Source organism: Terrihabitans soli (assembly GCF_014191545.1).
GTDB lineage: Bacteria > Pseudomonadota > Alphaproteobacteria > Rhizobiales > Methylopilaceae > Flaviflagellibacter > Flaviflagellibacter soli.
In genome coordinates this window covers 630,179-654,462 of record NZ_AP023361.1, presented here as the reverse complement: position 1 = coordinate 654,462, position 24,284 = coordinate 630,179, and the positions used below count along the sequence as shown (strand labels likewise).

General features: G+C 61.3%; 26 protein-coding genes. 12 read left to right on the top strand and 14 right to left on the bottom strand.

The window, feature by feature from the left end; all coding sequences use genetic code 11:
• Positions 1-8 precede the first annotated feature (8 nt).
• Together IZ6_RS03420 and IZ6_RS03415 are read right to left on the bottom strand one after the other, a co-directional pair.
• The gene (locus IZ6_RS03420; RefSeq protein ID WP_222876612.1) at positions 9-464 is read right to left on the bottom strand and encodes a tripartite tricarboxylate transporter TctB family protein; all 456 of its coding nucleotides are present in this window, start codon (positions 462-464) and stop codon (positions 9-11) included.
• Between the two features lie 30 nt (positions 465-494).
• Positions 495-1,478 (bottom strand): Bug family tripartite tricarboxylate transporter substrate binding protein, encoded by a 984-nt coding sequence (locus IZ6_RS03415; protein WP_225873988.1) that lies wholly within the window; start codon positions 1,476-1,478, stop codon positions 495-497.
• Between the two features lie 130 nt (positions 1,479-1,608).
• Between IZ6_RS03415 and IZ6_RS03410 the strand changes: the two genes are divergently transcribed.
• Entirely contained in the window at positions 1,609-2,364 is a 756-nt protein-coding gene (locus IZ6_RS03410) for a GntR family transcriptional regulator (RefSeq protein WP_222876611.1), read from the top strand.
• Between the two features lie 50 nt (positions 2,365-2,414).
• Here the strand turns inward: IZ6_RS03410 and IZ6_RS03405 are convergent, their stop codons facing one another.
• From IZ6_RS03405 to IZ6_RS03380, 6 genes are read right to left on the bottom strand one after another with little or no spacing between them, the layout of a single operon-like run.
• Positions 2,415-3,437, bottom strand: a complete 1,023-nt coding sequence (locus tag IZ6_RS03405) for an aliphatic sulfonate ABC transporter substrate-binding protein (protein WP_222876610.1) — start codon at positions 3,435-3,437, stop codon at positions 2,415-2,417.
• A 39-nt stretch (positions 3,438-3,476) separates the two neighbouring features.
• Positions 3,477-4,337, bottom strand: coding sequence for an ABC transporter permease (locus IZ6_RS03400; RefSeq protein WP_222876609.1), 861 nt, complete (start codon positions 4,335-4,337; stop codon positions 3,477-3,479).
• Between the two features lie 9 nt (positions 4,338-4,346).
• Complete coding sequence (locus tag IZ6_RS03395; RefSeq protein ID WP_222876608.1) at positions 4,347-5,195, bottom strand: ABC transporter ATP-binding protein; 849 nt, start codon at positions 5,193-5,195, stop codon at positions 4,347-4,349.
• Complete coding sequence (locus IZ6_RS03390; RefSeq protein ID WP_222876607.1) at positions 5,192-5,563, bottom strand: 4Fe-4S dicluster domain-containing protein; 372 nt, start codon at positions 5,561-5,563, stop codon at positions 5,192-5,194. Before IZ6_RS03390 ends, IZ6_RS03395 begins: the two co-directional genes overlap by 4 nt.
• Complete coding sequence (locus tag IZ6_RS03385) at positions 5,560-7,137, bottom strand: FAD-dependent oxidoreductase (RefSeq protein WP_222876606.1); 1,578 nt, start codon at positions 7,135-7,137, stop codon at positions 5,560-5,562. The genes IZ6_RS03390 and IZ6_RS03385 overlap by 4 nt, the downstream gene beginning before the upstream one ends.
• 43 nt (positions 7,138-7,180) lie before the next feature.
• Entirely contained in the window at positions 7,181-7,777 is a 597-nt protein-coding gene (locus IZ6_RS03380; RefSeq protein ID WP_222876605.1) for a thioredoxin family protein, read from the bottom strand.
• Positions 7,778-7,881: 104 nt separating this feature from the next.
• Between IZ6_RS03380 and IZ6_RS03375 the strand changes: the two genes are divergently transcribed.
• The 4 genes from IZ6_RS03375 (at position 7,882) to IZ6_RS03360 (ending at position 12,438) form a co-directional block, all read left to right on the top strand.
• Complete coding sequence (locus tag IZ6_RS03375; protein WP_222876604.1) at positions 7,882-9,084, top strand: MFS transporter; 1,203 nt, start codon at positions 7,882-7,884, stop codon at positions 9,082-9,084.
• A 64-nt stretch (positions 9,085-9,148) separates the two neighbouring features.
• Complete coding sequence (locus IZ6_RS03370) at positions 9,149-10,036, top strand: proline iminopeptidase-family hydrolase (protein WP_222876603.1); 888 nt, start codon at positions 9,149-9,151, stop codon at positions 10,034-10,036.
• A gap of 65 nt (positions 10,037-10,101) precedes the next feature.
• Positions 10,102-11,091, top strand: coding sequence for a phosphotransferase enzyme family protein (locus IZ6_RS03365; RefSeq protein ID WP_222876602.1), 990 nt, complete (start codon positions 10,102-10,104; stop codon positions 11,089-11,091).
• Positions 11,092-11,109: 18 nt separating this feature from the next.
• The gene (locus IZ6_RS03360) at positions 11,110-12,438 is read left to right on the top strand and encodes an aspartate aminotransferase family protein (RefSeq protein WP_222876601.1); all 1,329 of its coding nucleotides are present in this window, start codon (positions 11,110-11,112) and stop codon (positions 12,436-12,438) included.
• Between the two features lie 16 nt (positions 12,439-12,454).
• On the opposite strand, the gene fabG is transcribed toward IZ6_RS03360, so the two are convergent.
• The gene (fabG, locus tag IZ6_RS03355; protein WP_222876600.1) at positions 12,455-13,225 is read right to left on the bottom strand and encodes a 3-oxoacyl-ACP reductase FabG; all 771 of its coding nucleotides are present in this window, start codon (positions 13,223-13,225) and stop codon (positions 12,455-12,457) included.
• Positions 13,226-13,539: 314 nt separating this feature from the next.
• Here fabG and IZ6_RS03350 point away from each other — a divergent pair, with 314 nt between their 5' ends.
• Genes IZ6_RS03350 through IZ6_RS03330 form a run of 5 tightly spaced genes read left to right on the top strand, consistent with a single transcriptional unit; the run spans position 13,540 to position 18,255 of the window.
• Positions 13,540-14,685: an ABC transporter substrate-binding protein gene (locus IZ6_RS03350; RefSeq protein ID WP_222876599.1), complete on the top strand. Its 1,146-nt coding sequence runs from the start codon at positions 13,540-13,542 to the stop codon at positions 14,683-14,685.
• Positions 14,686-14,744: 59 nt separating this feature from the next.
• Positions 14,745-15,857 carry an ABC transporter ATP-binding protein gene (locus IZ6_RS03345; RefSeq protein WP_222876598.1) on the top strand — a complete coding sequence of 371 codons (1,113 nt, stop codon included), beginning with the start codon at positions 14,745-14,747 and terminating at the stop codon, positions 15,855-15,857.
• A gap of 1 nt (position 15,858) precedes the next feature.
• On the top strand, positions 15,859-16,758 hold the full coding sequence (locus tag IZ6_RS03340) for an ABC transporter permease (RefSeq protein WP_222876597.1): 900 nt from the start codon (positions 15,859-15,861) through the stop codon (positions 16,756-16,758).
• Positions 16,758-17,561, top strand: a complete 804-nt coding sequence (locus IZ6_RS03335) for an ABC transporter permease (RefSeq protein ID WP_222876596.1) — start codon at positions 16,758-16,760, stop codon at positions 17,559-17,561. The genes IZ6_RS03340 and IZ6_RS03335 overlap by 1 nt, the downstream gene beginning before the upstream one ends.
• Before the next feature lie 4 nt (positions 17,562-17,565).
• A complete protein-coding gene (locus IZ6_RS03330; RefSeq protein WP_222876595.1) occupies positions 17,566-18,255 on the top strand; it encodes a cysteine hydrolase family protein in 690 nt (229 codons plus the stop codon).
• On the opposite strand, the gene IZ6_RS03325 is transcribed toward IZ6_RS03330, so the two are convergent.
• From IZ6_RS03325 to IZ6_RS03305, 5 genes are all read right to left on the bottom strand, one after another.
• Complete coding sequence (locus IZ6_RS03325; protein WP_225873987.1) at positions 18,252-19,055, bottom strand: DeoR/GlpR family DNA-binding transcription regulator; 804 nt, start codon at positions 19,053-19,055, stop codon at positions 18,252-18,254. The genes IZ6_RS03330 and IZ6_RS03325 overlap by 4 nt on opposite strands.
• Before the next feature lie 64 nt (positions 19,056-19,119).
• Positions 19,120-19,860, bottom strand: a complete 741-nt coding sequence (locus tag IZ6_RS03320) for an NAD-dependent epimerase/dehydratase family protein (protein WP_222876594.1) — start codon at positions 19,858-19,860, stop codon at positions 19,120-19,122.
• Positions 19,861-20,136 carry an SMP-30/gluconolactonase/LRE family protein gene (locus IZ6_RS16010; RefSeq protein ID WP_222876593.1) on the bottom strand — a complete coding sequence of 92 codons (276 nt, stop codon included), beginning with the start codon at positions 20,134-20,136 and terminating at the stop codon, positions 19,861-19,863.
• Positions 20,129-20,848: an SMP-30/gluconolactonase/LRE family protein gene (locus IZ6_RS03310; RefSeq protein ID WP_222876592.1), complete on the bottom strand. Its 720-nt coding sequence runs from the start codon at positions 20,846-20,848 to the stop codon at positions 20,129-20,131. Before IZ6_RS03310 ends, IZ6_RS16010 begins: the two co-directional genes overlap by 8 nt.
• A 70-nt stretch (positions 20,849-20,918) precedes the next feature.
• Complete coding sequence (locus tag IZ6_RS03305) at positions 20,919-22,304, bottom strand: MmgE/PrpD family protein (RefSeq protein ID WP_222876591.1); 1,386 nt, start codon at positions 22,302-22,304, stop codon at positions 20,919-20,921.
• A 142-nt stretch (positions 22,305-22,446) separates the two neighbouring features.
• Between IZ6_RS03305 and IZ6_RS03300 the strand changes: the two genes are divergently transcribed.
• Both IZ6_RS03300 and IZ6_RS03295 read left to right on the top strand, forming a co-directional pair.
• Positions 22,447-23,157, top strand: a complete 711-nt coding sequence (locus tag IZ6_RS03300) for a GntR family transcriptional regulator (protein WP_222876590.1) — start codon at positions 22,447-22,449, stop codon at positions 23,155-23,157.
• Between the two features lie 127 nt (positions 23,158-23,284).
• Positions 23,285-24,259, top strand: coding sequence for a Bug family tripartite tricarboxylate transporter substrate binding protein (locus IZ6_RS03295; protein WP_222876589.1), 975 nt, complete (start codon positions 23,285-23,287; stop codon positions 24,257-24,259).
• The last annotated feature ends 25 nt before the right edge of the window (positions 24,260-24,284 follow it).

Genomic DNA, 24,284 nt, shown 5'->3' with positions numbered 1-24,284 from the left:
CCGAGATTTCAGAAGCCGAGCGGGCCCGTGGGCAGATGGATCTGCAGCCACCAGAAGAAAATGCCGTAAATCGTGCCGCCCGCGGCAAGCGCCGAAACGATGCTCGGCACGATGGCGCGGCGCAGAATGGCGAGCATGATCACGAGCGCGACGAGGACGGACGTGATGACGAGGCCGAGATAGGGAATGAGAAAGAGAAAAACGAGAAGCGACACGAAGGTGGCAGCCGCCCGGGCAAAACCCGGACGCGTTGTCCCCGCATCTTCCCACACATCCGTGCCCCGGAACGCCTGGAACACGAGAAGCGCGGATAGAAGAAGACCGATGAACGCGATCCACCAGGGTGCGAAAGCGGGCCCGGGAGAATAATCGCTCCAATAGGAGAGATGACGCGTTTCAAAGATCACGAGGGCCGACAGCGCCGCCATGATGATCGCAGGTGCGATTTGCATGAGTCTGGTCATTGCCGGCCCTTCGTTATCTTGCTGTTTTACTTACTGCTTTGCGAGACCGAGGTCGCGCAGCACGCCGACATAGATGCCGTGCTGCTCTTTCAGGAACGCCGCGGAGTCTTTCGAGCTGACGAGATTGCTGGTGAAGAAGCTCTTGGCGAGGAAGCTCGTCCAGGCCGGGCTTTTCACGAGCTTACCGATCTTGTCTTCCCACCAGGCAACGAGCTTGGGGTCCGAGTCCGGCGGCATGGCAATGCCCCAGAACTGCGTCCATACCAAATCGACGCCCTGCTCGGTCGCCGTCGGGATGTCCTTGAACGCGGGTTCCGGACGACGCTGCTTGGACAGGATGGCGAGCGCGCGAGCCTTGCCGCTCTCGATCAGGCCATTGCCTTCTTCGAGACTGACGAAGATGGCTTCGACGTTCTTGCCGAGGAAGGCCGCCTGAGCCGCACCGCCGCCGTCAAACGGGATGTAGTTCAGCTTCACGCCGGCTTTCTTTTCCAGAAGGCCGGTGGCCATCTGGTCGGTGCCGCCGGTCTGCGCGCCGGCAAAGCGGACGCCGCGTTCCTTTTCCTTCGCTGCCTTCACAAGGTCCTGCAGCGATTTGAACGGCGAATCCGGCTGCACGACGAGCAGAAGCTCGCCCTGCACGAACACGCTGATCGGGTTCAGCTTCTCAAACGTATTGGGCGTGCCCTGCACGATCGGCGTCGCGATCATGGGCTGAGCCAGCGCCATGAGCGTGTTCTTGTCGCCGGCTTTGCTGAGCGCGTAATTGCTCGCGACCGTCCACGAACCGCCCGTGCGGTTGGCGACGACGAGCGGGTTCTCGACGATCTTCTCTTCGTTGAGGATTTTCGCGGCGGAGCGCATCAGAACGTCCGGCGTGCCGCCGGCGCTCGATCCCACCGTGATTTCAACTGGTCCTTCCGGCGCCTGGGCAAAAACAGGCGTCGCCATGAGCAGGAGACCGGCAAAAGCCGAGCCCAGCCATGGACTTGTGTAAAGTCCTGAAGCTTTCATCTTTTTTCCTCCCGATAAGACGTCTTATGACGTTTTCTTTTCAGATTATGTGTGGGAGGCTGATCTTGTCAATTGGCCTTCGGCTGGAATAGGTCGAGTTAAGAGGTCTTAGAGACGAAAGGGGCATGGCGTGAGCGTCCAGGCGGAGCCGGACTTCAAGCTTCATCCGCTGCGGCAAGGGGCCAATATGCCCCTGTGGCTGCAGCTGAAGCATGCGCTGCGCGATCTTGTGACCTTTGAGTTGCGCCCCGGCGACAAGATCCCGTCCGAGAGCCAGCTCTGCTCTTTCTACAATCTGTCGCGCATCACCGTGCGTCAGGCGATCACCTCGCTCTGCGACGAGGGCCTGCTGCACCGCCAGCAGGGCCGCGGGACGTATGTACTCTCCCCTCGCCTCGTCCTGCCGCTGGCCGATCAGAACCATTTTCTTTTAAGCGGCTTCGATGCGTCGGACCCCGCGAACATATCGGTCTTCAGCAAGGAGATCGTGGAGGCCGCCGACTGGTTCGGCGTGCCGCTCGGCCTTGCCAATGACGAGCCCGTCTTCAAGATTCGAAAGATTCTGCGCATCGACGGCGATGCCGTCGCCTTCCGCACGAGCTTTGTGCCGTGCCATCTGACGCCGAACCTGCTCGAACAGGATCTGACGCCGCCCCTCGCCCTCGTGCTGGAGCGGAACTACCATCACGCCGCGGCCGAGGCTGATGAGGTCATCGAATTCATCATCGCCGACGAATTCCGCGGCGGCATGCTGGGCGTGCCGGAAGGCCACCCGCTGATCCTCGTCTCCCGCCTTGTGTTCCTTGAATCGCGGGACCCTCTGGAGCTGTCGCGTACCTACTACAAGGCCGACCGCTTCCGTTTCGAGCGGCATCTGACCCGCTAGAAAAGAAAAGAGCCGGTCCGAGGACCGGCCCTCATTGCTTCAGGCTTTGCTCACGAGATCTTTTTCAGAGCCGCCTCATAGAAGGAGCGGTCGATCCATTTGTCGTAATCGACCTTGCCCTTCAGCAGCCCCGACTCTTCCATGAAGGCTTCTTCGCCCTTCAGGGCTTCAATGGCCTTCGGCGTGATCTCCGGACTCTGGAAGAACTTTCCGTCCGGATAGACGGCGCGGACGGCCTGATCGCTGTTGCCGGTCTCGGCAACGAAAATCTTGATCGTCTCTTCCGGATTGGCGTCGGCCCAACGCGCCGTCTGGATATCGACGGCAAGAAGACGCGTGACGATCTCCGGATATTTACGCGCGAATTCGCCGTTGACGCTGAGAACATGCGGCACGGCCCATTCCGGCTTGCCGGACTTGCCGGCATCGAAAATGACGCGCGCAGCACCGGTTTCGACGAGCTTCGTTGCCGGGCCCGTGCTTTCGACAAGCGCTTCGATATCGCCGCGTGCGAGTGCCGGACCCGAACTGTCGATGCCGATATTCAGCGCTTCGACATCCTTGATCGAAATGCCGGCAGCCTTCAGCGCCTTGGCAAAGGTCGAGTGACGTACCGTACCTTCCAGATAGGCGACCTTCTTGCCCTTCAGCTCTTCGAGCTTCTGGATCTTCGAATCGGCGCGCACGACGACGAGCGTTTCATTCGACGGCACCCAGCTCGACAGGCCGATGGCTTTCACATCCGCGCCCTTCGCGCCGAGACGCAGCGACGGATTGTTGCCGATATAGGTGAATTCGATAGCGCCCGAGCCGATCGCGGTCGAAGCCGGGCCGCCGCCGTCAAAGGTCGCAAGCTCGATCTTGATGCCGTCTTTGGCGAACTCCTGATCGAGCAGCTTCTTGTTGCGGTAGAGAATGAATTTCAGATGGCCCGGCGCCGTCGAGCCGATGCGGATGACGTCCGGCTTCGACTGAGCGATGGCGGGCGTAAAGCCCGTAAAGGGTGCAACGGCCGCCGCGGCGCCGATGGATTTGATGAGACTGCGGCGTGAGAGAGAAAATCTGTTCGACATTCTGGAGCCCTTTCAGATGCTGATATGAGGTTTGATGGATCAAACGGCTTCGTTGTCTTCCGAGATACGCCAGCGCGTGGCACGCCGCTCCGCCGCCACGAGCCCGTAGTTCAGAAGAAAGCCGATGATGGTGAGCGTCAGGATGCCGGCATACATACGGTCGGTTTCCAGCATCAGTGACGATTTCTGAATGAGATGGCCGATCCCCGATTGCGCGGCGAGCATCTCGGCGGCGATGACGGAGAACAGGGAGCTTTTGACGCCGAGGCGAGCGCCCGCGACGATCGAGGGAATGGCCGAAGGGAAAATCACCTTTCGGAACATGTCCCAATCGGACGTGCCCATCGAACGCGCCGCCTTGATCAGAAGCGGATCGACCGATTTGACGCCGACAATGGTGTTGATCAGGAGGAAAAACACCGCGGCATAAAAGGTGATGGCGATTTTCGATGCTTCGCCGATCCCGAGCAGCAGAATGAACACCGGCAGCAGCGCAAATTGCGAGGTGTTGCGCAGCGTCTGGACGAGAAAGTCCGACAGCTTTTCGAACAGCGCATAGCGGCCCATCGCGAGCCCGAGCGGGATCGCAACGATCACGGCCAGGAGAAAGCCGAGCGTCGCGCGTTGCAGGCTGATGCCGATATGTTTGGCGAGAAGACCGCTCAGCGTCATTTCTTTCAGCGCGGCCAGAACCTCGCTCAGCGGCGGAAAGAACAGCGCATTGATCCAGCCGAGACGCGGCGCGACTTCCCACAAAAGCGCGAACGCAAAGAGCGCGGGAAGACCGAGCGCAATCGTGTTCGATGCGCTGCGGAAAGAGGCGGCAGACGGCAGGAAAGCCGGCCGGCTCCACCAGGCGCGCGGCGGGATATCCGTCGCATCATGCGTGATCAGGGCCATGGTCTGCTCCTATCCGTTATAACTTGAGGCGAGTTGCCAATCGCGCTGCGCCTTGCGGACCTCATCGCGCAGCGCGTTCCAGACGCGGGCGCGATAGGCGTTGAATTGATCGCCATTGCGGATCTCGATATCGCGCGGGCGCGGCAGATCGATCTCGATGATTTCCTTCACGGCCGCCGGACGCGCCGTCATGACGACCACGCGGTCGGCGAGGAAGATTGCTTCATCAATCGAATGGGTGACGAACACGACGGTCGTCTTGATCTGTTCCCAGATGCGCAGAAGTTCGCTCTGCAGGATGTCGCGCGTCTGCGCATCGAGCGCGGCGAAGGGCTCGTCCATCAACAGCACTTGAGGATCGGTCGCCAGCGCCCGCGCAATCGCCACGCGCTGCTGCATTCCGCCCGAGAGCTGCGAGGGATAGCGGTCCTCGAAGCCGTTCAGGCCAAACAGGCTGAGGAAATGCTGCGCTTTCTCGCGGCGTTCGGCTTTCGCAACGCCGCGCACTTCGAGGGCGTATTCGACATTCTCGAGCGCGCTGCGCCAGGGAAAAAGCGCATATTGCTGGAACACATAGGCCGCGTCGCGATGCGGGCTGGTAACGGCACGCCCGTCGATTTCGGCAACGCCCGAGGTCGCGTCGGTGAGACCCGCAATAATATCGAGCAGCACCGATTTGCCGCTACCCGACGGGCCGACAAGCGTGACGAACTCGCCCTTTTGAATTTCGAGATCGACGCCGGACAGAACCTTGATGCGGTCGCTGATCTGCCCGTCGACGCGCACCGTCTGTCCGGGCTTGAGACGAAACGTCTTATGCAGGTCGGTGACGGAGATGCGATTGGCCAAAGCGGTCATGAGTTTGATCCCTGTACCTGCATGCCGGGCACGAGGTTGTTGAGAGAGGCGAGACGGATGCGGTAGGTCGGGTCCTGATCGGTCCCGCCTTCCCGGCCCTTCTTCCAGCCGAGCGCCCGCGCGTAAGTGCCGAACAGCCCGCGCTCCAAGACTTCGGCTTCCGTGATGCCGGTCGGGCGCTCGGGATCGATGGCGACGTAGAGCGCATCGACCGGGCAATAGATCTCGCAGAGATAGCAGGTCTGGCAGTCGTCCTGACGCGCGATGATCGGCACGCCGCCGGGAACGGCATCGAACACATTTGCCGGGCATGCTTTAACGCAGACATTGCAGGAGGTGCAGCGCGTCTCGGACAGAATCTCGATCATGATGCGAGAACCTCCGCCGGAGCCGCATCCCATTCGAGCCAGGGACGGTCGATGCCGCCAATGGTGATGCGGCGGGCGAATGAAGGGTCGCTGGCCGTCGCATCCAGACGACGATGCATGCCGCGTGTCTCTGTACGCACATCGGCGGCGCGATAGGCCCAACGGCTCGAAGCCAGGAGCCCCGCGGCCTCGCGCAGTCTGAGCGCCTGATAGCCCGTGCCATGCGCATGATCGCGCAGATCGTCCCAGGCCGCGTCGAGTCGTTCGATCGAGCGTGCGAGCTTTGAAGGACTGCGGAAGAAGTTCCGGTCGACCGGCAGCATTTCTTCGCGCACCAGCGCATGAGCCGCTTTCGGATCGACATCGCCGGCGGATTTTGCGGGCCTTAAGCCGGCCTGTCCGGACGGACGAACTTTGCGGTCGCTCGCCCGCGCACCGAGGCTTGCGGCAAAGGATGCGGCGCCCTTACCGGCCCAGATGCCGGTTGCGATAGCCCAGCTCGCATTCGGTCCGCCGCCGCCGGTGGCCGCACCCGCAAGATCCTGGCGGTCGAGCGAATCTCCCGCGGCATAAAGGCCCGGGATACCGACCGAACAATCATCGTCCGCACGCTTGAGACCGCCTGTGCCGCGGATTGTGCCTTCCGAGCGCAGCGAGATCGGGAAGATATCCGCAAACGGATCGATTGCGGCGCGGTCGAAGGGTAGAAAGCAATTCGGCTGGCCGCGCCTGAGCGCATCGGGAAGAACGCCGCTCGCCCGGTCGAACCGCGCGAAGATCGGGCCTTCGAGCGATTCACGCGCCAGAACCGCAAAACGCTGTCCGGACGGAATTTCGATCTCCGAACCGTCGCCGCGATAGAAGTTCGCCCAGCCATAAGGCAGGCCCTTATTGACCGAGCTGTGCAGCGGAACGATGCCATACTGGTTGGAAAACTCCATGCCCGACAGAGTGACGCCAAGTTCAGCCGCCATCAGATAGCCGTCGCCGGTGAGGCCCGTCGCGCCGAGGATGCGCGAGCCGAACGCGCAGCCGCCTGTTGCGATGATCACCGCCGCGGCGCGCGCTTCCCAATTGCGGTCGAGCTGGCGCGCATAGCCGGCCGCTCCCGCAACGCCATCGGAAGCGACGAGAAGTTCCAGCGCCGGATGATGATCGAGAAGTTTTACGCCCGCGCGGATGACCTGCGTGCGCATGAAACGCATGTAATCGGGCCCGCGCAGATTGGCGATATAGAGCTTGTCCTCATCATCGCGCGGAAACGGATAGCCGCGCTCGGCGAGAATATTCAGATGCTGGGTTGCCGCATCGATGACGCGATGCATCTGGCGCACATCGGCAAGGCCCTCGGATTGCTTCTGCCGTTCTTCGATCAGACGGGCGCGGCGTTCCGGAGTGTTCGCAAACCAGGTGCCGGTGTTCGACGGCGCGGTCGCGCCGCTTGTACCGACATATCCCTTGTCGACCATGATCACGCTGCGGCCGGCCTCGCGCGCCGCAAGCGCCGCCCAGCACGCAGCGGGCCCGCCGCCGAGCACAAGGACATCCGATTGATAGCGATCGAGATCGGTCATGGCGTTCGAACCGGCACGGGCGCATGACGCGCCCGGCCAAACATCATTCCGCCGCGACTTTCGCGCCGAACCATGCAGGCTCGGATCCCGAAAGCCATTTGATGTTGCAGCCGATGGCGTTCTTCTGCTCGGCGGGAGATCCCTGCCCGGCGAGAATGCGGTCGGTTGCGGCGCGCAGATCGGCACCGGTCACGGCGATGCCGTTGCTCGGGCGGCTGTCGTCGAACTGGCCGTGATAGAAGAGCTTCAGATCGCCGTCGAAGAGATAGAGATCGGGCGTGCAGGCGGCGCCATAGGCTTTGGCAACGTCCTGGCTGCCGTCTTTCAGATACGGAAAGTCGTATCCGAACTGCTTTGCTTCCTTGCCGAGCGCTTCCGCCGATTCCTCCGGATAGGCGGCGGCATCATTGGAATTGATGGCGACGACGCGCACACCTTTCGCTGCGTATTCACACGCATAGGCAGCGAAGGCTTCGCGGATATGCACGACATACGGGCAGCGATTGGAAAGGAAGGCGACCAGCAGAGCTTTCGATCCGGCGAAATCTTCGAGCCCGTGCTTTCGTCCCCCGGAATCGGCGAGCTGGAAGGCGGGGGCTCTTGTGCCAATCGCGATTTCATTGGAAGCGGTGAGAGGCATATGCCATGTCCTCGATTGTCTATTTGATCGATAGATAATCAATCGCGGCATACAACTTTCGCGTCAAGCTAATTTTATAATCACACGTCAATCACAAGTATATAATGATTTATCGGCCAAGTCCCTGGAAGTTCATCACTTTTGCCTTCGGGCAAGGCATTTCCGGCATTGGCTTCTGGATGCAAAAAGCCGCGTTCGGCTGGCTGGCCTGGGAACTTACGCACTCCCCTTTCGCCGTGGGCGCGGTCGCTCTCGCCGAACCGGTCGCCACAATCCTGTCGGCACCGCTCGCCGGCGTCATGACCGACCGGCACGAGCCCTTCCGGCTGATCGCGACAACACAAAGCCTTTTGATCGTAGCGCCGCTCGTCACACTGCTCGTCCACGTTCTGGGTCTGCTCAGCTTCCCGGTCGTTCTGCTTCTGGCGCTCGCCGACAGCCTTGCACAGACCTTCAACCAGCCGGTCAAATCGACGGTGATCGGATCGCTCGCGGGACCCGGGCTTCTGTCTCAGGCCATCGCCACCAATTCCATTGCCGTAAATACGGCGCGCATGATCGGCCCGGCTCTTGCCGGCATTATCATGGTGCAGACCGGCTCGACGCTTCTTGTGTTTGCCGGTGCGGCGCTGGCGTTTGCGGCGGTGCTCCTCGTCATCTTCGCTCTGCGGCGCGATCTGCGCAGTTCCCGCAAAAGCGTACCGCCGGAAGAGAAGATTCCGCTCGGCGAAGATATCCGCGCGGGATTCGACTACATCGCGCAGACGCCGCGCATAGCACGGCTCTTTGCGCTGGCTCTCATCTTCTCGCTTCTCGGCAGGCCGTTCACCGAGCTTTTTCCGGCAATCGCCGGCCAGGTCTTCAATTCGGGTCCGGAGCTTCTGTCCGCCTTTATGAGCGCGCAGGGCGCCGGCGCGCTGTTCGGCGCTCTTATAATGCTGCGCAAGCGCGGCGAAGACCGGATTTTGAAAATCACCTTCGGCGCGGGACTTATCATGAGTCTTGCGCTCATCCCCTTCTCGCTCACCGACATAAAATGGATTGCGGTCGCGCTCGTCGGCGTCGCGGGCCTCGGCCACGTCACCTGCAATATCGGCATGCAGTCGCTCGTCCAGCTGCAGACAGACGCCGCATTTCGCGGGCGTATCGTGTCGCTGTACTGGCTGATCTTCCGCGGCGCGGCCCCGATCAGCGCGGCGATCATCGGCGTCCTCGCAAGCTGGGTGCCGCTCAACATCCTGATCGGCAGCGGCGCGGCGCTCTGCGCGATCGGCATTGCAGCGCTCGCCGCATACCGCCGGGCGTGAACCGGCGACACCGCAGCCCCGGCTCGGATTTTGCAGAGGCTCCGCATTCACAGCGGAGCGTTGCATGTGGCGTGAAATCGAGCCTGACCAAACTATCCACGTCGATATCGGCGGCCACAAAGTCGTTGCCTACTCCTTTGGCCAGGGCGATGAGACGGTCTTCTGCCTGAATGGCGGGCCGGGCCTTCCCTGCGATTATCTGCGCGATGCGCATTCCTGCCTGATCGATGAAGGCTACCGCGTCGTCGCTTTCGATCAGCTCGGGACAGGCTCATCCGAGCGTCCGACCGATCCTTCGCTGTGGACGATTTCCCGCTATGTCGAGGAAACCGAAAAGGTGCGCACGGCGCTCGGTCTCGGCAAAGTGCATCTTCTCGGTCATTCCTGGGGCGGCTGGCTCGCCATCGAATATGCGCTGACACATCCGGATGCGCTGAAGACGCTCATCCTCGAAGACACGGCCGCCGATCTTCCTCTTCTCGCCCGTGAACTCGAGCGTCTGCGCGGCGCGCTCGGGCCCGAAACCGTTGCGATGATGCTGGCGCATGAAGCGGACGGCACGCTCGATCATCCGGAATATCAGGCGGCCATCACCATCCTGAACTACCGTCATGTGTGCCGCTTGAGGGAGTGGCCGGCGCCGATCAATCGTTCCTTGGCGGATTGGAATATGGGTCCTTACGGCACGATGCAGGGGCCGAACGAATTTCTCTATATCGGCAATCTGAAGGACTGGGACCGAAGCCAGGATCTCCCGAAAATCGAAGTGCCGGCGCTCATCACGGTCGGCCAGCATGATGAGATCACAACGGTTTGCGCCGCTCAGATGAAACGCGGGCTGAAGAATGCCGAGCTCCACGTCTTCCCGAATTCCAGCCACATGCCCTTCTATGAGGAGCCCGCGGCGTATTATCCCGCCCTTCTCGGCTTCCTTGCCAAACACCGCGGCTGAGGCATAATGTTGGAACTACAACATTTGATGTTGCATCTACCACTTTGAGGGCGTAGAGCCGGGACATGCTGTATCAGGACGCCTTTCTGAAAAGGCTCGAAAACGGGCTTCGCGCCGCTCTGCCGAATTGGGGCCTGCCGACAGATGCCCCCGTCTCGCTGCTGACGATTTCGGAGAACGCGACTTTCCTTGCCGAGGACGAAGCGCGCGGCCGCCGCATGATCCTGCGCGTTCACCGGCCCGATTATCATTCCGAAGCTGAAATTCTCTCCGAGCTCGCCTGGATTTCCGCCATGCGCGAAGCCGGCGTGGTCGAGACGCCGCGCCCCATCGCAGCAAAAGACGGCACCCTCCTCTGCTCCTTCGCAGATGAAGGCACGGTCCGCTACATCGTTGCGTTCGACTTCATGCCCGGCAAGGAGCCGGCGGCGGAAGACGATCTTGTCAAATGGTATGGACGGCTCGGCGGCATCAATGCGCGGCTTCACGCGCATAGCCGCTCCTGGCAGCGGCCCGCGGGCTTTGCCCGAAAAATCTGGAATTTCGATACGACCATCGGCAAAAGCGCCTATTGGGGCGATTGGCGCGAAGCGCTCGGCCTTGAGCCTCAAGGCCGCGCCATTCTGGAGCGCACTGAAAAGCTGCTGGAAAAAGAGACCGCCGCCTTCGGCATGGATGCCGACAAATTCGGTCTCATTCATTGCGATATGCGGCCGGCCAATCTTCTCGTCGACGGAGACCGTCTCGGCGTCATCGATTTCGACGACTGCGGCCTGTCCTGGTTTGCCTATGATTTTGCGGCCGCCGTCAGCTTTCAGGAAGCCGAGCCCTATCTCGACGAGGTGAAAGCGGCCTGGATCGACGGCTATCGCAGCGTCGCTCCCCTCTCTGCTGAAGAGGAAGCGGCGCTGCCGATGTTCCTGATGCTGCGGCGCATGCAGCTCACGGCCTGGATCGCCTCGCATGCGGAAACGCCGACGGCGCAAAGCATGGGCGTTCCCTATACTGACGGCACGGTAGCGCTTGCCGAAAAATATCTCGGCAGAAAAATCTGAAGGCGCGCGGGAGAGAACATGGCTCAGGGCAAACAGATACTCGCGCTCAACCGTTTCGATTCCGGACAGACGGACGGGCTCAGCAAGGACATCGCCGATCTCGTCAAGCGCCGTCACTCAACTTTCGGCGCATCCTCGGTCCTCTTCTACGAGCAGCCTTTGCAGATGGTGCGCGCCGAAGGCGTATTCATGTACGACTCGACGGGGCGCCGCTATCTCGACGTCTACAACAATGTCCCCTCGGTGGGGCATTGTCATCCACGCGTCGTCGAAGCAATTTCGAAACAGGCGGCGACGCTCAACACCAATACGCGCTATCTCTACGACATCGTTCATACGTATGCGGAACGTCTGCTCGCGACTTTCCCGGACGGGCTGTCGAATGTCGTTTTCACCTGCACCGGCAGCGAGAGCAATGACCTCGCGCTGAGACTGGCAAAGATCTGGACGGGTGGCGCAGGCTTTATCGTCACCGAGACCGCCTATCACGGCAATACGGCCGCGGTGATGGAGATTTCGCCCTCCTCCACCAAATCGCGCAAAGTGCCGGCGCATGTGCGCACCGTTCCGGCGCCCGATCTTTATTCCGATCCGGTCGAGGATATCGGCGCAAAATTCGCAAGCGATATCGCCGCGGCCATCGAGGATTTAGAAAATAACGGCGTCAAATTCGCCGGCCTCATCGTCGATTCCATTTTCTCGAGCGACGGCATCCATGCCGATCCGCCGGGCTTTCTGAAAGCCGCGGTCGATCTCGTCCATAAATCGGGGGGCGTCTTCATTGCCGATGAAGTGCAGCCGGGCTTTGGCCGCACCGGGCGGCAGATGTGGGGCTTCCAGCGCCACGGCGTCATTCCCGACATCGTGACCATGGGCAAACCCATGGGCAATGGTTTCCCGATGGGCGGTGTCGTGACGCGTCCGGAGATCCTCACGCCCTTCTGCGAGGAGACCGGCTATTTCAACACGTTCGGCGGAAATCCCGTCGCCGCGGCCGCGGGGCTTGCCGTGCTCGATGTGATCGAGGACGAAAAGCTGATGCACAATGCGGAGGAAGTCGGCTCTTACTTCCGGACGGGCTTGCGCGAACTGTCGAACCGCTTCCCCTCGATCGGCGATGTGCGCGGCGCGGGCCTTTTCACCGGCGTCGAATTCTCGACGCCCGATCATCAGCCCGACACGGCCATGGCGACCTATGTCATCAACGCCATGAAGGAACGCGGCGTTCTGATCGGCGCGGCCGGCTCCCACGGCAATACGCTGAAAGTGCGTCCGCCGCTCTGCTTTGCGCGCGCCGATGCCGATCTCTTCTTTGAAGCCATGGAAAGCGTGCTGGCGGCGCGTTGAGCGCCGCCCGCTGCATTTACATCGCGTCCATCGCGCCCTGGTTTTCCGGCAGCACCTGGCCGCCATCGACGACGATCTGCTGGCCCGTGATATAGGCCGCTTCTTCCGAGGCGAAGAACAGAGCCGCATTGGCGATATCGTCGACAGAACCGAGTTTCTTCATCGGAATGGAATCGGCGGTCTTCTGTATGTATTCGGGTCCGACGGCTTCCATGCCCTCGGTCATGATATTGCCGGGCATCACGGCGTTGACCGTGATGTTGTGCGGCGCAAGCTCGATTGCCGCGGTGCGCATGAAGCCGAGCTGGCCCGCTTTGCTCGCGCCGTAATGCGACCAGCCCGGATAGCCGGTGATGGGACCTGTGATCGACGAGGTCAGCACGATGCGGCCCGCACCGAGCTTTTTCATCGCCGGCAGCACCGCGTGGACGCTGAGAAAGCAGCTTCTGAGATTGGTGCCGATGACATGGTCGAAATCGGCGACGGTGAGATCGCCGAGTTTCGCCGCCGGGAAGATGCCGGCATTGGCGCAGAGGACATTGATCGCCCCGTAGCGGTCGAGCGCGGCTTTCGCCATGGCCTCGCAGCCCTCCAGCGTCGACACATCGGCGGCAAAGCCCGAAGCATGTTTGCCGATTTCCCCGGCCACCTTGTCGGCCTCGGCCTGATTGCGCGAGACGATGAGGGTGTTGAGGCCGGCAAGGCCGAAGCGCTTGGCGATGCCCCGGCCGATCCCCTTGCTGCCGCCGGTCACGATGACGGTCTGGCCTTGTAGCGACTTCAACATTCCCTTTGTCCCCTTCTGATCAATAATTGCGCAGAAAAGCGCCGTTCGGCGCCCCTGCTGAATGCAAATTCGGCAGAGGCGGCGCGATCCTGCCCATCCGCAAAGCACCAAGAGTTTCAAGGGATAGAGAGCCCTTAGAAGTTCTCGGACTGGCACGGTCTAAGCATGGAAGAGGCCAGACGGCGCCGCCTCAGACCTTGGTCGAGCGCAAGGATGCCGCAGGCGATAAATGTTGTAAATCCAACATTAGAAGGCCACACTTCCAACAAGGCGCGCTTAACGCGGTGCGCTGATCGGCCAAACGGGGACCGGCGATGACGACGATTTCGAGACGCAATGTTCTGAAGATGATGGGCGCTGGCGCAGTCGCTGCCACCGGCCCGATGGGCCTTGCCAGCAAGGCTTTCGCGGCCCGCGAGAAGGAGCTGAATATCCTGTGCTGGGAGGGCTACAACTCCGCCCAGGTGCTCGATCCCTTCCGCTCTTCCAAATCCGCGGAAGTGAAGGCTGAAAGCCTCACCAACGACCCCACCATGATCAACCGGCTGCGCGCCGGCGAAACCAAAGTGTGGGATCTGATCAACGTCAACAATCCGTGGGCGCGCAAGGCGATGGCTCCGGAAGGCCTGATCAAGCCGCTGCCGAAAGCCGAGTTCGAACCCTTCTTCGACAAGATGCTTCCGGAGTTCAAGGCGCCCTACAAATGGGCGATGAGCGATGACGGCAAGGATCTGCTCGGCATGGCCCAGCGCTTCGGGCCCTACTCCTTTGTCGTCAATACCGACAAGATCAGCCGCAAGACGGCGGAAGATACCGGCTGGGATCTCTTCAACGACAAAGCACTTGCCGGCAAATACGGCATTCTCGAATCCGACGACTGGAACGTCTTCAACATCTTCCTCGTCGCCGGCATCAATCCCTTCAAGGAACACACCGCCGACGAGTTGAAGAAGTTCGAGGACACGGCAGTCAAAGTGTTCAAGGGCGCCAAGATGGTCGGTGATATCGCGACGATGAACCAGGCTCTGGTCTCGGGCGAAATCGATCTGCATCTGACGGGCGGCACCTACTCCGTCTCCCCGGCCCGCGCCGACGGCAATGCAAACCTTCGTGCGGTCACGCCGCTGAAGGGGCCGATTGACGGCAAAGGCGGCGTGTCCTGGATCGAGATCACCTCGACCGTGAACAATCCGAACCTGTCGCCGCTCGCGACCGAGTTCCTGAAATATGTGCAGGACCCGAAAGTCGCGCACACCGTCGCGTTTGCCGAAGGCACGTTCAATCCGGTGGCGCAGATGGGCAATAAGGAATGCTTCGCGCTGTTCACCAAGGAAGAGCTCGACGCCATCCAGTACGACAGCCTCGAAGAGGAAATGTCGCGCTCGGCGGAATACGACATCGTTCCGGACTACGACAAGGCGCTGGAACTGATGACCGCCGCCAAGCGTCAGCGTGCGTAAAAAGCAAAGCCGGCGCGGACAGGACCGCGCCGGCTCTTTTCTTGAATGCGGATGATCAGATGAAGCTTGCTCTCGTCGAACCGACCAGTCCGGCGCCGGATGCGGACACGCCGCTGCCGGTTCTTCAGCTTGTCGGGGTGCGTAAGACCTTCGGCGAGTTCGCCGCGGTCGACAATATCAGCCTCGATATTTACGAAGGCGAGTTCCTGACGATTGTCGGTCCTTCGGGCTCCGGCAAAACAACTTTGCTGCGCATGCTCGCGGGCATGGAATCGCCGAGCGAAGGCAATATCACTTTGCGCGGCGAGCTCATCAACGATGTGCCGTCGAACCGCCGCCCGACCTGTCTCGTCTTCCAGTCGCTCGCGCTCTTTCCGCACAAGACCGTCGGCGAGAACATCGAATTCCCGCTGAAGGTCAAGAATGTGCCGCCGGCACAACGCAAGGAGCGCGCGCTTGAGCTTTTGCGCATGGTGCGCCTGCCGGAAAATTATTACGGCAAGAACGTCATGAAGTGTTCGGGCGGCGAAAAGCAGCGCGTCGCACTCGCCCGCGCCTTCGCTTACGACCCGGACGTTCTCTTCTTCGACGAGCCGCTCTCGGCGCTCGATTACAAGCTGAAAAAGGCGATGGAGAAGGAGCTGAAGGATCTGCACCGCGAAAGCGGCAAGACCTTTATCTACATCACCCACTCGCTGGAAGAAGCGATGGTGATGTCCGATCGCATCGGCGTCATGCGCTCGGGCAAGCTCGTTCAGGTCGGTACGCCCGAAGATATCTATTCGCGCCCGGCCGATCGCTTCGTGTCGGAATTTGTCGGCGAGGTGAATGTCGTCGCCGCAACAAAGAAGGGCGCAGAGTGGAGCGCGGATGATTTCGGCACGCGCCTGCGTGTCGTGCTGCCCGCGGATCTCGCGGCCGCAACCGCGGCTTCCATCGTCGTGCGCCCGGAATTTATGCGTTTCGTCGATGCGCCATCCGGCGCCGACAATGTGCTGGAAGGCACGATCTACAATGAATATTCGCTCGGCTCGCGCATTCAGTATCAGGTGCGCGTCGGCGAAAAGACCTTCCTTCTCGAACTCTCGCGCGCCAGCGCCTTCAAGGGCGCGTTCGACAAGCCGGCCCTGATCGGCTGGGATGCGCGCGACGCCATCGTGGTCGGCGCGTAAAATGACGCTTGCGCTCAGCGGTCCTCTCACCGAGGAAAAGACCCGCAAGAGATTCGTCGTTCCCGCCGGCATACGCTGCGCCGGCCCGATCCTGATCTTTCTCGGGCTCGGCTTTCTCGCGCCGCTTCTGACCGTCCTTGCCTATTCGGTCGCGACGCCGAAAACCTTCGACGTCTTCCGGTCCTTCACCTTCGACAATTTCACGACCATCCTGTCGCCGGACAACACGGTCTGGACCTCTTTTGCCTGGTCGATCGCATTCGCCGCGATGACGGTTATTCTTCTCGCGCTGGTCGCCTATCCCATCGCCTATGGCCTCAACCGCGTCTTCGGTAAATGGGCGGGGCTTGTTTCGATCTTCTTCGTCTTCCCGCTATTCATTTCCGAAAATGTGCGCCTTTACGGCTGGGTTCTGTTCTTCATCAAGAACGGCGTTCTCGACGGCACGCTGAAGACGCTCGGCTTTGCCGGCGGGCCGGACGTCCTCTTCTCGCCGGGCATCATCCTGTTCGGCATGGTCTATGTGTATCTGCCCTTCATGCTGTTTCCGATGACGCTCGGCCTTGCCATGGTGCCGAAGGATCTCGTCGATGCTGCTGCCGATCTCGGCGCGGGACGGCTGATGATCTGGCGCGAGATCGAACTGCCGCTTGCTATGCCCGGCATTCTCATCGGCATGCTCCTGACTTTCGTTCTCGCCGCAGGCGCCGTCGCCGAAGCCAAAATCCTCGGCGGCCAGTCGGTCATCATGATCACCCACGACATCGAAATCGCTTTCACATACGCGCAGAACTGGCCGCTCGGCTCGGCGCTCGCGGTTCTTCTGATGATCCTCATCAGCGGGCTTGCGCTGTTTGTGATGTCGAAACTCGATCTCGACCGCATTCTGGGACGGCGCTGATGGAACAGATCGGCCAGAAACGTTCGCGTCTCTTCATCGGCATCTGGACGGCGTTCGTCGTCCTGATGCTTTATCTGCCGATCCTCTGCGGCGCGCTCGCAGGTCTCTCCAAGGGCCGCTATTTCGCCTTTCCGGTGAAAATCTATTCCACCGAGTGGTGGGGCAAGACGATCGAATCCTTTGAGATCCATACGCTGATCGAGAACTCGCTGCTGATCGCCTTCATCGTGACGTTCGTGTCGGTCGTCATCGCTTTCTTCGGCGCGCTGGCTTTTGCGCGCTACGACTGGAAGGGCCGCAGGCTCTATCAGAAGTTTCTGCTCCTCCCGATCTTCTTTCCGCAGCCGGTGCTGGGACTTGCGCTTCTCCTCTGGTTCAACTCGCTCGGCATATCGCCGAGCTGGATGACGGCAGTCATCGCCCATCTTGTCTGGATCGTGCCGGTCGTCACGCTCGTCATTGCGATCCAGGTCTACAGTTTCGATCCGGTGCTGGAAGAAGCCGCCTCCGATCTCGGCGCAAGCCGCCTCTTCATCCTGCGCGAAATCACGCTGCCGATCCTTTGGCCCGGCATCTGGTCGGGTGCGCTGTTCGCTTTCCTTCTGTCCTGGGGTAACTTCCCGCTGTCGCTCTATACGGCAGGCGCAGATTCCACCGTTCCGAAATGGCTCTATTCGAAAATGGTCGCGGGCTATACGCCCATGGTGCCCGCTCTCGGCACGATGTCGACGCTTGCTGCGGCAACGCTCCTTCTTCTCGGCGGCGGCATGATCGCGCTTCTGCGCAAACACAAGCAGGCGTGATGCCGTGAGCTGGAAAACGTCTTACCGCTCGTTCTATTACGATGGCGCGCCGGAACCCGAAGATCCGGTCCTTCTCAAAGGCAAGACGGCGCTCCTCATCATCGACATCCAGAACACGTATCTTGAGCGGCAGAATCCAAAAACGCTCTCGGGCGATGATCTCAAGCGCTATCACGCCTGGGCGCCGTTTCATGAGCGCATGCACGAAACGGTGATTCCGAACACGCAGAAGCTCATCGCCGAGTTCCGCAATCGCGGGCTCGACGTTCTGTTCGCGCGCATCGCCTGCCTGAAACTCGACGGCCGCGACCGTTCGCTGAGCCAGCGCAAGCCCGGCTGGAACAATCTTCTTCTGCCGCGCGACGAAGAGGCTTCACAAATCCCCTCTTCGCTTGCGCCTGTCGGCGATGAGATCGTCGTGACCAAAACGACCGACAGCGCGCTGACGGGCACCAATCTGCGTCTCATCCTGACCAATCTCGGGATTACGCATGTCGTCTGCGCCGGCATCTTCACCGATCAGTGCGTATCCTCGACGGTGCGCAGCCTTGCCGATGAGAGCTTCGATGTGATCGTCGTGGAAGATGCGTGCGCTGCCGGTCAGCAGGAGCTGCACGACCGCGAGATCGAGATCATGAATATGATCTATGCGAGCGTAATGTCGACCGACGAAGCGATTTCTTATCTGCCTTAGGCGAGATGCAGGCCGACGCCATTGGCGTCGAGACCCGCGCGCAGCGCATCGCTCGGTGCTTTGTCGGTCACGAGATGATGCACCTGCTGCCAGCCGGCATAGCGCGAGGGAAAGGTACGGTCGAATTTCGAATGATCGGCGACGATGACGGTCTCGGCAGCGCGCATGGTCATGGCGCTGTAGACCGCGCCGCATTCGATCAGAGCCTCGTTCGGCCCGTCCACTGTCAGGCCGCTCGCCCCGAGAATGGCAAAATCGGCGTGAAAGCCCGCGAGAAACGACACGGCATGCACGCCGACATTGGCGCCCTCGGTCGCGTGATATTCGCCCGGCAGCATCAGAACCTTGATGGTCGGGTTCATGGCAAGAACCGTGGCGACGCCGAAGGAATGGGTGATGACCGTGATATCGCGCAGTTCCACCGCAATGCGGCGCGCGACATGCGTCGTCGTCGAGCCGGAGCCGATCATGATGATACGCCCGCCCTTGATGATGGGCAGCGCCGCGCGGCCAATGCGTTCGCGTTCGGCAACGAGAAGATGATGGCGCTCGGAGATCGACGGCTCGGTTGAGAGCGGGCGCACCGCGCCGCCATAGGTGCGGTTGAGCAACCCCTGCTCGGTCAGTTCGTCGAGATCGCGCCGGATGGTTTCCGTCGATACGTCGAGGCGCGCCGCAAGATCGGCGATGCGCAGGCTCGGGCTGCGATTCAGCTCGGCCAGGATCTGGGATTGGCGGTTCTGCTTGGTCTGCTTCAGCCGCGGAGCCGCGGAGCCGCTGTCGTCGAGTGTTTCAGCCATTTCCTGGATCATACAGAATTGGCGTTCCGCAGGGAAAGGCGGAAACGACCTGTTCCTTAATTCCTCAACTCAACCTGCCCTGGCTCCGGAACCTGCCCCAAAACGCATCGATGAAGGATGTCCCGTCGCGCGGCCTGTAACCGATCAGCTGCCGGGCGCGGGCGATCGGCCAGCGCGAGCCGCGATTGGCCGATGTGATGTTGAGAACGGTATAGCCTTCGAAGTTCGAGTCCACCGCCCGCTGGAACGCCGAGCAGAGATCGCGGTCGCTGAGCCAGGCGTGACGGTGGTCCTCGTCCGGCGGCAGAAGCCGGCGCCGGTTCCGCCAAGCCGTATGGCCGACACGCAGGCATAAGCACGTACCCTTAAAGTGCCGGAGTTCTTCTTCGCTCTGGACCTTGGCTTCGCCATAGGGGGTCGACGGCCGCGGCGGCAGATGTTCTTCGAAGACCCTTCCGCTGCCGAAATAGCCCTGCATGGTCCATTGCGAACTGGCGAAGATCAGGCGCGGCACATTCTGGGCAGCGCAGGCGGCGGCCACATTGCGGTCGATGGTGAGATTTTCCGCCGCAATGTCCGCGGAGATGTGCGGATTGCTGTTGGCCGCAAGATGCAGAACCGCATCCTGACCGGAAAACAGCTCCGTCCAGGCGGCATCCGGTGTTGCGAGATCGACAAGATCCGTCACGGAGAAACGGTTTCTGCGGTCGATGCCCGTGACGACGCGTCCCTGCGCGCGAAAATGCGCAACGAGTTTCCCACCGAGATTTCCAGCCGCGCCGGTGATGAGAATGCGTGTGCGCATTTACGTCATGCCCCGGTTCAGGCGCACGCGGTTTTCCGCAAGGCCGGGCGTTGTGACGGCGAGCTGAAACAAGGACCCATCGAGCTTTGAGGCATGCCGCGGTCGGGGGCGGCCGGACGTTATGAACAGCGTTCGCAAGCCCTCGCCGCCGAACGTGCAGGTCGCCGGAAAATGGACCGGCATTTCGACGATACGGTCGATCCCGCCATCCGGGTCGATACGTACGACGCAGCTACCGCCCGCCCGGCAATTCCAGAGATAGCCTTCGCTATCCATAGCTGACCCATCCGGCTCGCCGCGCGCGAAACCCGCAAAGAAAATCTGAGGGATCGGAGATCGCACCGGTCGTGTCGTTATACCGATAGCGCCAGATCGTATTCTTCAGGCTGTCGGCGAAATAGAAGAAGCGCCGGTCCGGACTCCAGCACACCGTGTTCGAGGTGCCGATGCCCGAATGCCATTCCGAGACCTTCGCTTCGCCGTTCTTCTGCAGAGCCACGCTGAAAAGCTTGCCGGCATTGGCGCGCCTGACGCCCATCGAGCCGATCCAGAAGCGTCCCTGCGGATCGGCACGCCCGTCATTCAGGCGCGCATCCGGCCAATCCGGGAGATCAAAACCCGCGCGTATAAGCTCGCCGGAATGCGGTTTCCACCATTTGAGACCGGAGCCGAAGGCGACGAGCAGCGTCCCCTCTTCTTCCGTCAGCGCCAGCGCAGTAACCGTCTCGCCGAAATCGAAGCGGTCGAAAATTCCCGGCTCGGACGGATGGTAGCGGAAGATGGCGTTGAGACGGATATCCGCCCAGTACAGCGCATGCTCACCCGCCGACCAGACCGCGCCTTCGCCAAGCCTGTTGACACCCTGCAGCACGGGCTGCACCGGGCCGGAGCGTGCGCCGAGCCGCCGCCAATAGCCCGGCGACAGCGGCTGCACGGATTTCGCGACCGAAGCCGTGATCGTGCGGCGCAAATGCCTGAGCGGAGCCAAGGGGAATTCCTGTCGTCGGGAGACGGCGACAGAGGAAGCCTTTACGCGGTCCGGATCAACAGATTTTTCGTCAGGCCTGCAGCAGAGGCCGGAGCTCTGCGACATCCTTCACATTCTCGATGTTCCAGACGAGCTTGATCAAAGCTTTCGCCCGCGCATCGCCGATGACGGGCGACAGGAGATCGAAGCTTTTCAGTTCGACTTCCGCCCGCTCCATCGGGTTTCCGGCCGTGCCGCGCACTTTCGTGACGTGCTCGTTCAGCGTTCTGCCGTCGCGCGTCGTGATGCTCATGATCGCCTGACGGTTCGGATTGGAATCGAGCGACGGATCGCCGGTGAGCTCGATGCGCTTTTTGATCGCCAGCACGTTCGGATCGCTCATGCGGTCGTGATCGTGCGCGGAGGCAAAGGTCAGACCCTTGTCGATCAGCATGACCGACAGGAGATATTGCAGGCTGATATCGGGGATCGTGCGGTCGTTCACGGTTTTCGCGCCGCTCGCATGGATCGTGACTTTCAGCACATCGAGATTGTCCGGCGTCAGGCCGTCGCGCTCGATGATGATGAGCAGCGCATCGAGCGCCGCCTGGATCGGCGTGCCGACGCACCAGCGCTTGATATTGGTGTTCATGATCTCGAAATTGGTGCCGAGATCGCGCGTCAGCGCCCCAGGATCGGGCTTCGATGCATAAGCGGTGAAGAAGTTTTTCTCGCCCGAGAAGATATCGTCGACGCCGGTAAATCCCGCGGCGGCGAGCATGGCGGCCGTGAGGCCGTTACGTGCGCCCATGCCGCCGAAATCGAACGCCTTTTCGATATGCTCCTTGTCGCGCGCCCAGCAATCGACGCCGCCGGCCTGCTGCAGCGTGTAGGACAGCAAATAACGCACCTGCGCAGCATTGAGCCCGAGCAGCGCTCCGGAAGCCGCAGCCGCGCCGAAGGTCGGGCCGAACGTATGGCTCGAGCGGCTTTCAGCACGGATCGCTTCCGGGCCGAGCGCCAAGGTCGAGCGCGCGCAGAAATCATAACCCAGCGCCACGGCGCGCAGGAGATCATTGCCGCTCGCATGCTTCAGTTCGGCGGCGGCAAGCGCCGCGGAGACGACGCCGCAGCCCGGATGCGTCAGCGACGGCACATGCGAATCGTCGGTCTCGTCGGCATGCGCCATCATGCCGTTGGCAAAAGCGGCATTCACCGGCGAAGTGACGTTCTGCGTACCGACGACGGTTGCGATCGGTGTGCCGCCGAGACCCGCGACGAACTCCGCCGCCATGATCCCCGGCTTCAGGCGCGAGCCCGACACCATGGCCGAAAGCGTATCGAGCAGATGGTGCTTTGATTTTTCCACGACCGCCGCCGGCAGCGGCGCGGCGAGCGCCCCGGCAATGTAGTCGCTGACCGTTCCCATGGGCGAATTCGGATCGGGCGCGGTCGGCGCGGCGGCGTGGCTGGACATTCGATTGCCTCTTTGGCTTGGATTGGCCCCGGACTAGCGGTGCGTTGAATCGGGGTCTATGTAGAAAATAGTCGATCATATGGTCGATATGGGCATAATAATCTAGATAATTCGCGGCTGGCCCGCTGGAGCAGAGACGACATTGACCGAGATCGAAATCCCGAAAGGTCCTGTAACTGCTGTCTATTCGCGCCTGCGCGAGGACATCATGACGGGTGCGCTTCAGCCCGGCAGCCGCGTGACCATTCGCGATCTCTGCGACCGGTTCGAGGTCGGCCTCAGCCCCATGCGGGAAGCTTTGAACCGCATCATCGCCGAGCGCCTCATCCTGCAGAGCGACACGCGCCGCCTGCAGATCGCGCCGCTGACGATCAAGGATCTGCACGAGCTGACCAAGACGCGCTGCTGGCTCAACGAGACGGGTCTGCGCGCCTCGATCGAAAACGGCAATCAGGCCTGGGAAGAGCGCGTGCTTTTGCTCGGCCATCGCCTGACAAAACTCAAAGGCAAGACGACGCGCGATCCCGCCTGGCACGAAGTGCATCGCGATTTTCACGAAAGCCTTCTGTCCGCCTGCGGTTCGCGCTGGCTGATCGAATTCTGCGCCCAGCTGTTCGATCTCGCCGAACGCTATCGTCTCGTCGCGCGTCTCTCGGCGGCGCATCACCCGCGCAGCGATGACGAGCATGAGCAGATCGCCGACGCCACTGTGCGCCGCGATGCCGATGAAGCCGTCGAACTCCTGAACAATCATTTCTGGAAGACCGCTCATCTTGTCGAAGAACGGCTCGAGACCGACACCGGACAGGACCTCCCCCTGAGTTCGGCCGAAAGTAGCTCTCGTCGCGTTTGACAAGATCGATTATTTTGATCATCAAATAAATAGATCGATGTTTTTCAGGAGGACTATCTTCCTGTTCATCGGCCGGGCGTGCCTGTTCGCCCGTAAAAAATGAAGAACCGGCATTCGGGAGGAATTGATGATCAAGAACTCAGTGGCGGCTCTTGCTGCCGTCCTGGCTATGAGTGCCGGCTTCGCCGGCAGCGCATCGGCCGAGACCTATCCGAGCCGGCCGATCCGGCTCATCGTGCCTTACGCTCCGGGCGGCCCGGCCGACATCATGGCCCGTCTGATCGGCGACAAGATGAGCGCCCGTCTCGGGCAGCAGGTCGTTGTCGAAAACAAAACCGGCGGCGGCGGCGTTCCGGCGCTCGAACTGCTGAAGGCGGCGCCCGCCGACGGCTACACGATTGCTATGGGCCATGACGGCAACATGGCGGCGGCTGTTTCGATGTTCGCCAAGCTGCCCTACGATCCGGTGAAGGATTTCGCGCCGATCTCGCTCCTCGCCTCCTCGGCCGTGGTGCTGATCACCAATCCGACGCTCGGCTTCAAGACGGTCGATGATCTCATCGCCGCGGCGAAGAAGGCTCCGGGCACGCTGAACTACGCATCTGCCGGCATCGGCAGCGGCGGACATTTCGCAGCCTCGCGCTTTGCCGCCATCACCGGCATCGACATCGTGCACATTCCGTATGACGGCGGCTCGCCGGCCGCGCTCGCTGTTGTCTCCAACCAGTCGCAGCTCGTCTTCCAGTCGCCGGTCTCGGCCAAGCCGTATATCGACTCGGGACAGGCGACCGGTCTTGCCGTTGCCAGCGCCGAGCGCAATCCGCAGCTGCCGAATGTCCCGACGCTGAAGGAATCCGGCGTCAACTTCACGCAGCTCTCCTGGTACGGACTTGTCGCCCGCGCCGATGTGAAGCCCGAGATCATCGAAAAGCTTCACAAGGAAGTTTCCGAAATTCTGGCCATGCCGGATGTGAAGGCCGATCTCGAAAAGCGCGGCCTGATGGCGAAGTCCAGCACGCCGGCGGAATTCACGGCCTATCTGAAATCGGAAATCCCGCTCTGGGCGGATGCCGTGAAGCTGGCCGGAATCAAGATGCAGTAATCGTATGGACGGGCGGGTCAAACCG

Excerpts from the sequence above, each read along its gene's own strand:
- IZ6_RS03415 (WP_225873988.1), bottom strand. The coding sequence starts at position 1,478 with ATGAAAGCTTCAGGACTTTACACAAGTCCATGGCTGGGCTCGGCTTTT.
- IZ6_RS03395 (WP_222876608.1), bottom strand. The coding sequence starts at position 5,195 with ATGACCGCTTTGGCCAATCGCATCTCCGTCACCGACCTGCATAAGACG.
- IZ6_RS03400 (WP_222876609.1), bottom strand. The coding sequence starts at position 4,337 with ATGGCCCTGATCACGCATGATGCGACGGATATCCCGCCGCGCGCCTGG.
- IZ6_RS03365 (WP_222876602.1), top strand. The coding sequence starts at position 10,102 with ATGCTGTATCAGGACGCCTTTCTGAAAAGGCTCGAAAACGGGCTTCGC.
- IZ6_RS03350 (WP_222876599.1), top strand. The coding sequence starts at position 13,540 with ATGACGACGATTTCGAGACGCAATGTTCTGAAGATGATGGGCGCTGGC.
- IZ6_RS03360 (WP_222876601.1), top strand. The coding sequence starts at position 11,110 with ATGGCTCAGGGCAAACAGATACTCGCGCTCAACCGTTTCGATTCCGGA.
- IZ6_RS16010 (WP_222876593.1), bottom strand. The coding sequence starts at position 20,136 with ATGGATAGCGAAGGCTATCTCTGGAATTGCCGGGCGGGCGGTAGCTGC.
- IZ6_RS03420 (WP_222876612.1), bottom strand. The coding sequence starts at position 464 with ATGACCAGACTCATGCAAATCGCACCTGCGATCATCATGGCGGCGCTG.
- IZ6_RS03295 (WP_222876589.1), top strand. The coding sequence starts at position 23,285 with ATGATCAAGAACTCAGTGGCGGCTCTTGCTGCCGTCCTGGCTATGAGT.
- IZ6_RS03345 (WP_222876598.1), top strand. The coding sequence starts at position 14,745 with ATGAAGCTTGCTCTCGTCGAACCGACCAGTCCGGCGCCGGATGCGGAC.
- IZ6_RS03390 (WP_222876607.1), bottom strand. The coding sequence starts at position 5,563 with ATGATCGAGATTCTGTCCGAGACGCGCTGCACCTCCTGCAATGTCTGC.
- IZ6_RS03340 (WP_222876597.1), top strand. The coding sequence starts at position 15,859 with ATGACGCTTGCGCTCAGCGGTCCTCTCACCGAGGAAAAGACCCGCAAG.
- IZ6_RS03335 (WP_222876596.1), top strand. The coding sequence starts at position 16,758 with ATGGAACAGATCGGCCAGAAACGTTCGCGTCTCTTCATCGGCATCTGG.
- fabG (WP_222876600.1), bottom strand. The coding sequence starts at position 13,225 with ATGTTGAAGTCGCTACAAGGCCAGACCGTCATCGTGACCGGCGGCAGC.
- IZ6_RS03385 (WP_222876606.1), bottom strand. The coding sequence starts at position 7,137 with ATGACCGATCTCGATCGCTATCAATCGGATGTCCTTGTGCTCGGCGGC.
- IZ6_RS03380 (WP_222876605.1), bottom strand. The coding sequence starts at position 7,777 with ATGCCTCTCACCGCTTCCAATGAAATCGCGATTGGCACAAGAGCCCCC.
- IZ6_RS03405 (WP_222876610.1), bottom strand. The coding sequence starts at position 3,437 with ATGTCGAACAGATTTTCTCTCTCACGCCGCAGTCTCATCAAATCCATC.
- IZ6_RS03325 (WP_225873987.1), bottom strand. The coding sequence starts at position 19,055 with ATGGCTGAAACACTCGACGACAGCGGCTCCGCGGCTCCGCGGCTGAAG.
- IZ6_RS03375 (WP_222876604.1), top strand. The coding sequence starts at position 7,882 with ATGATTTATCGGCCAAGTCCCTGGAAGTTCATCACTTTTGCCTTCGGG.
- IZ6_RS03320 (WP_222876594.1), bottom strand. The coding sequence starts at position 19,860 with ATGCGCACACGCATTCTCATCACCGGCGCGGCTGGAAATCTCGGTGGG.
- IZ6_RS03305 (WP_222876591.1), bottom strand. The coding sequence starts at position 22,304 with ATGTCCAGCCACGCCGCCGCGCCGACCGCGCCCGATCCGAATTCGCCC.
- IZ6_RS03370 (WP_222876603.1), top strand. The coding sequence starts at position 9,149 with ATGTGGCGTGAAATCGAGCCTGACCAAACTATCCACGTCGATATCGGC.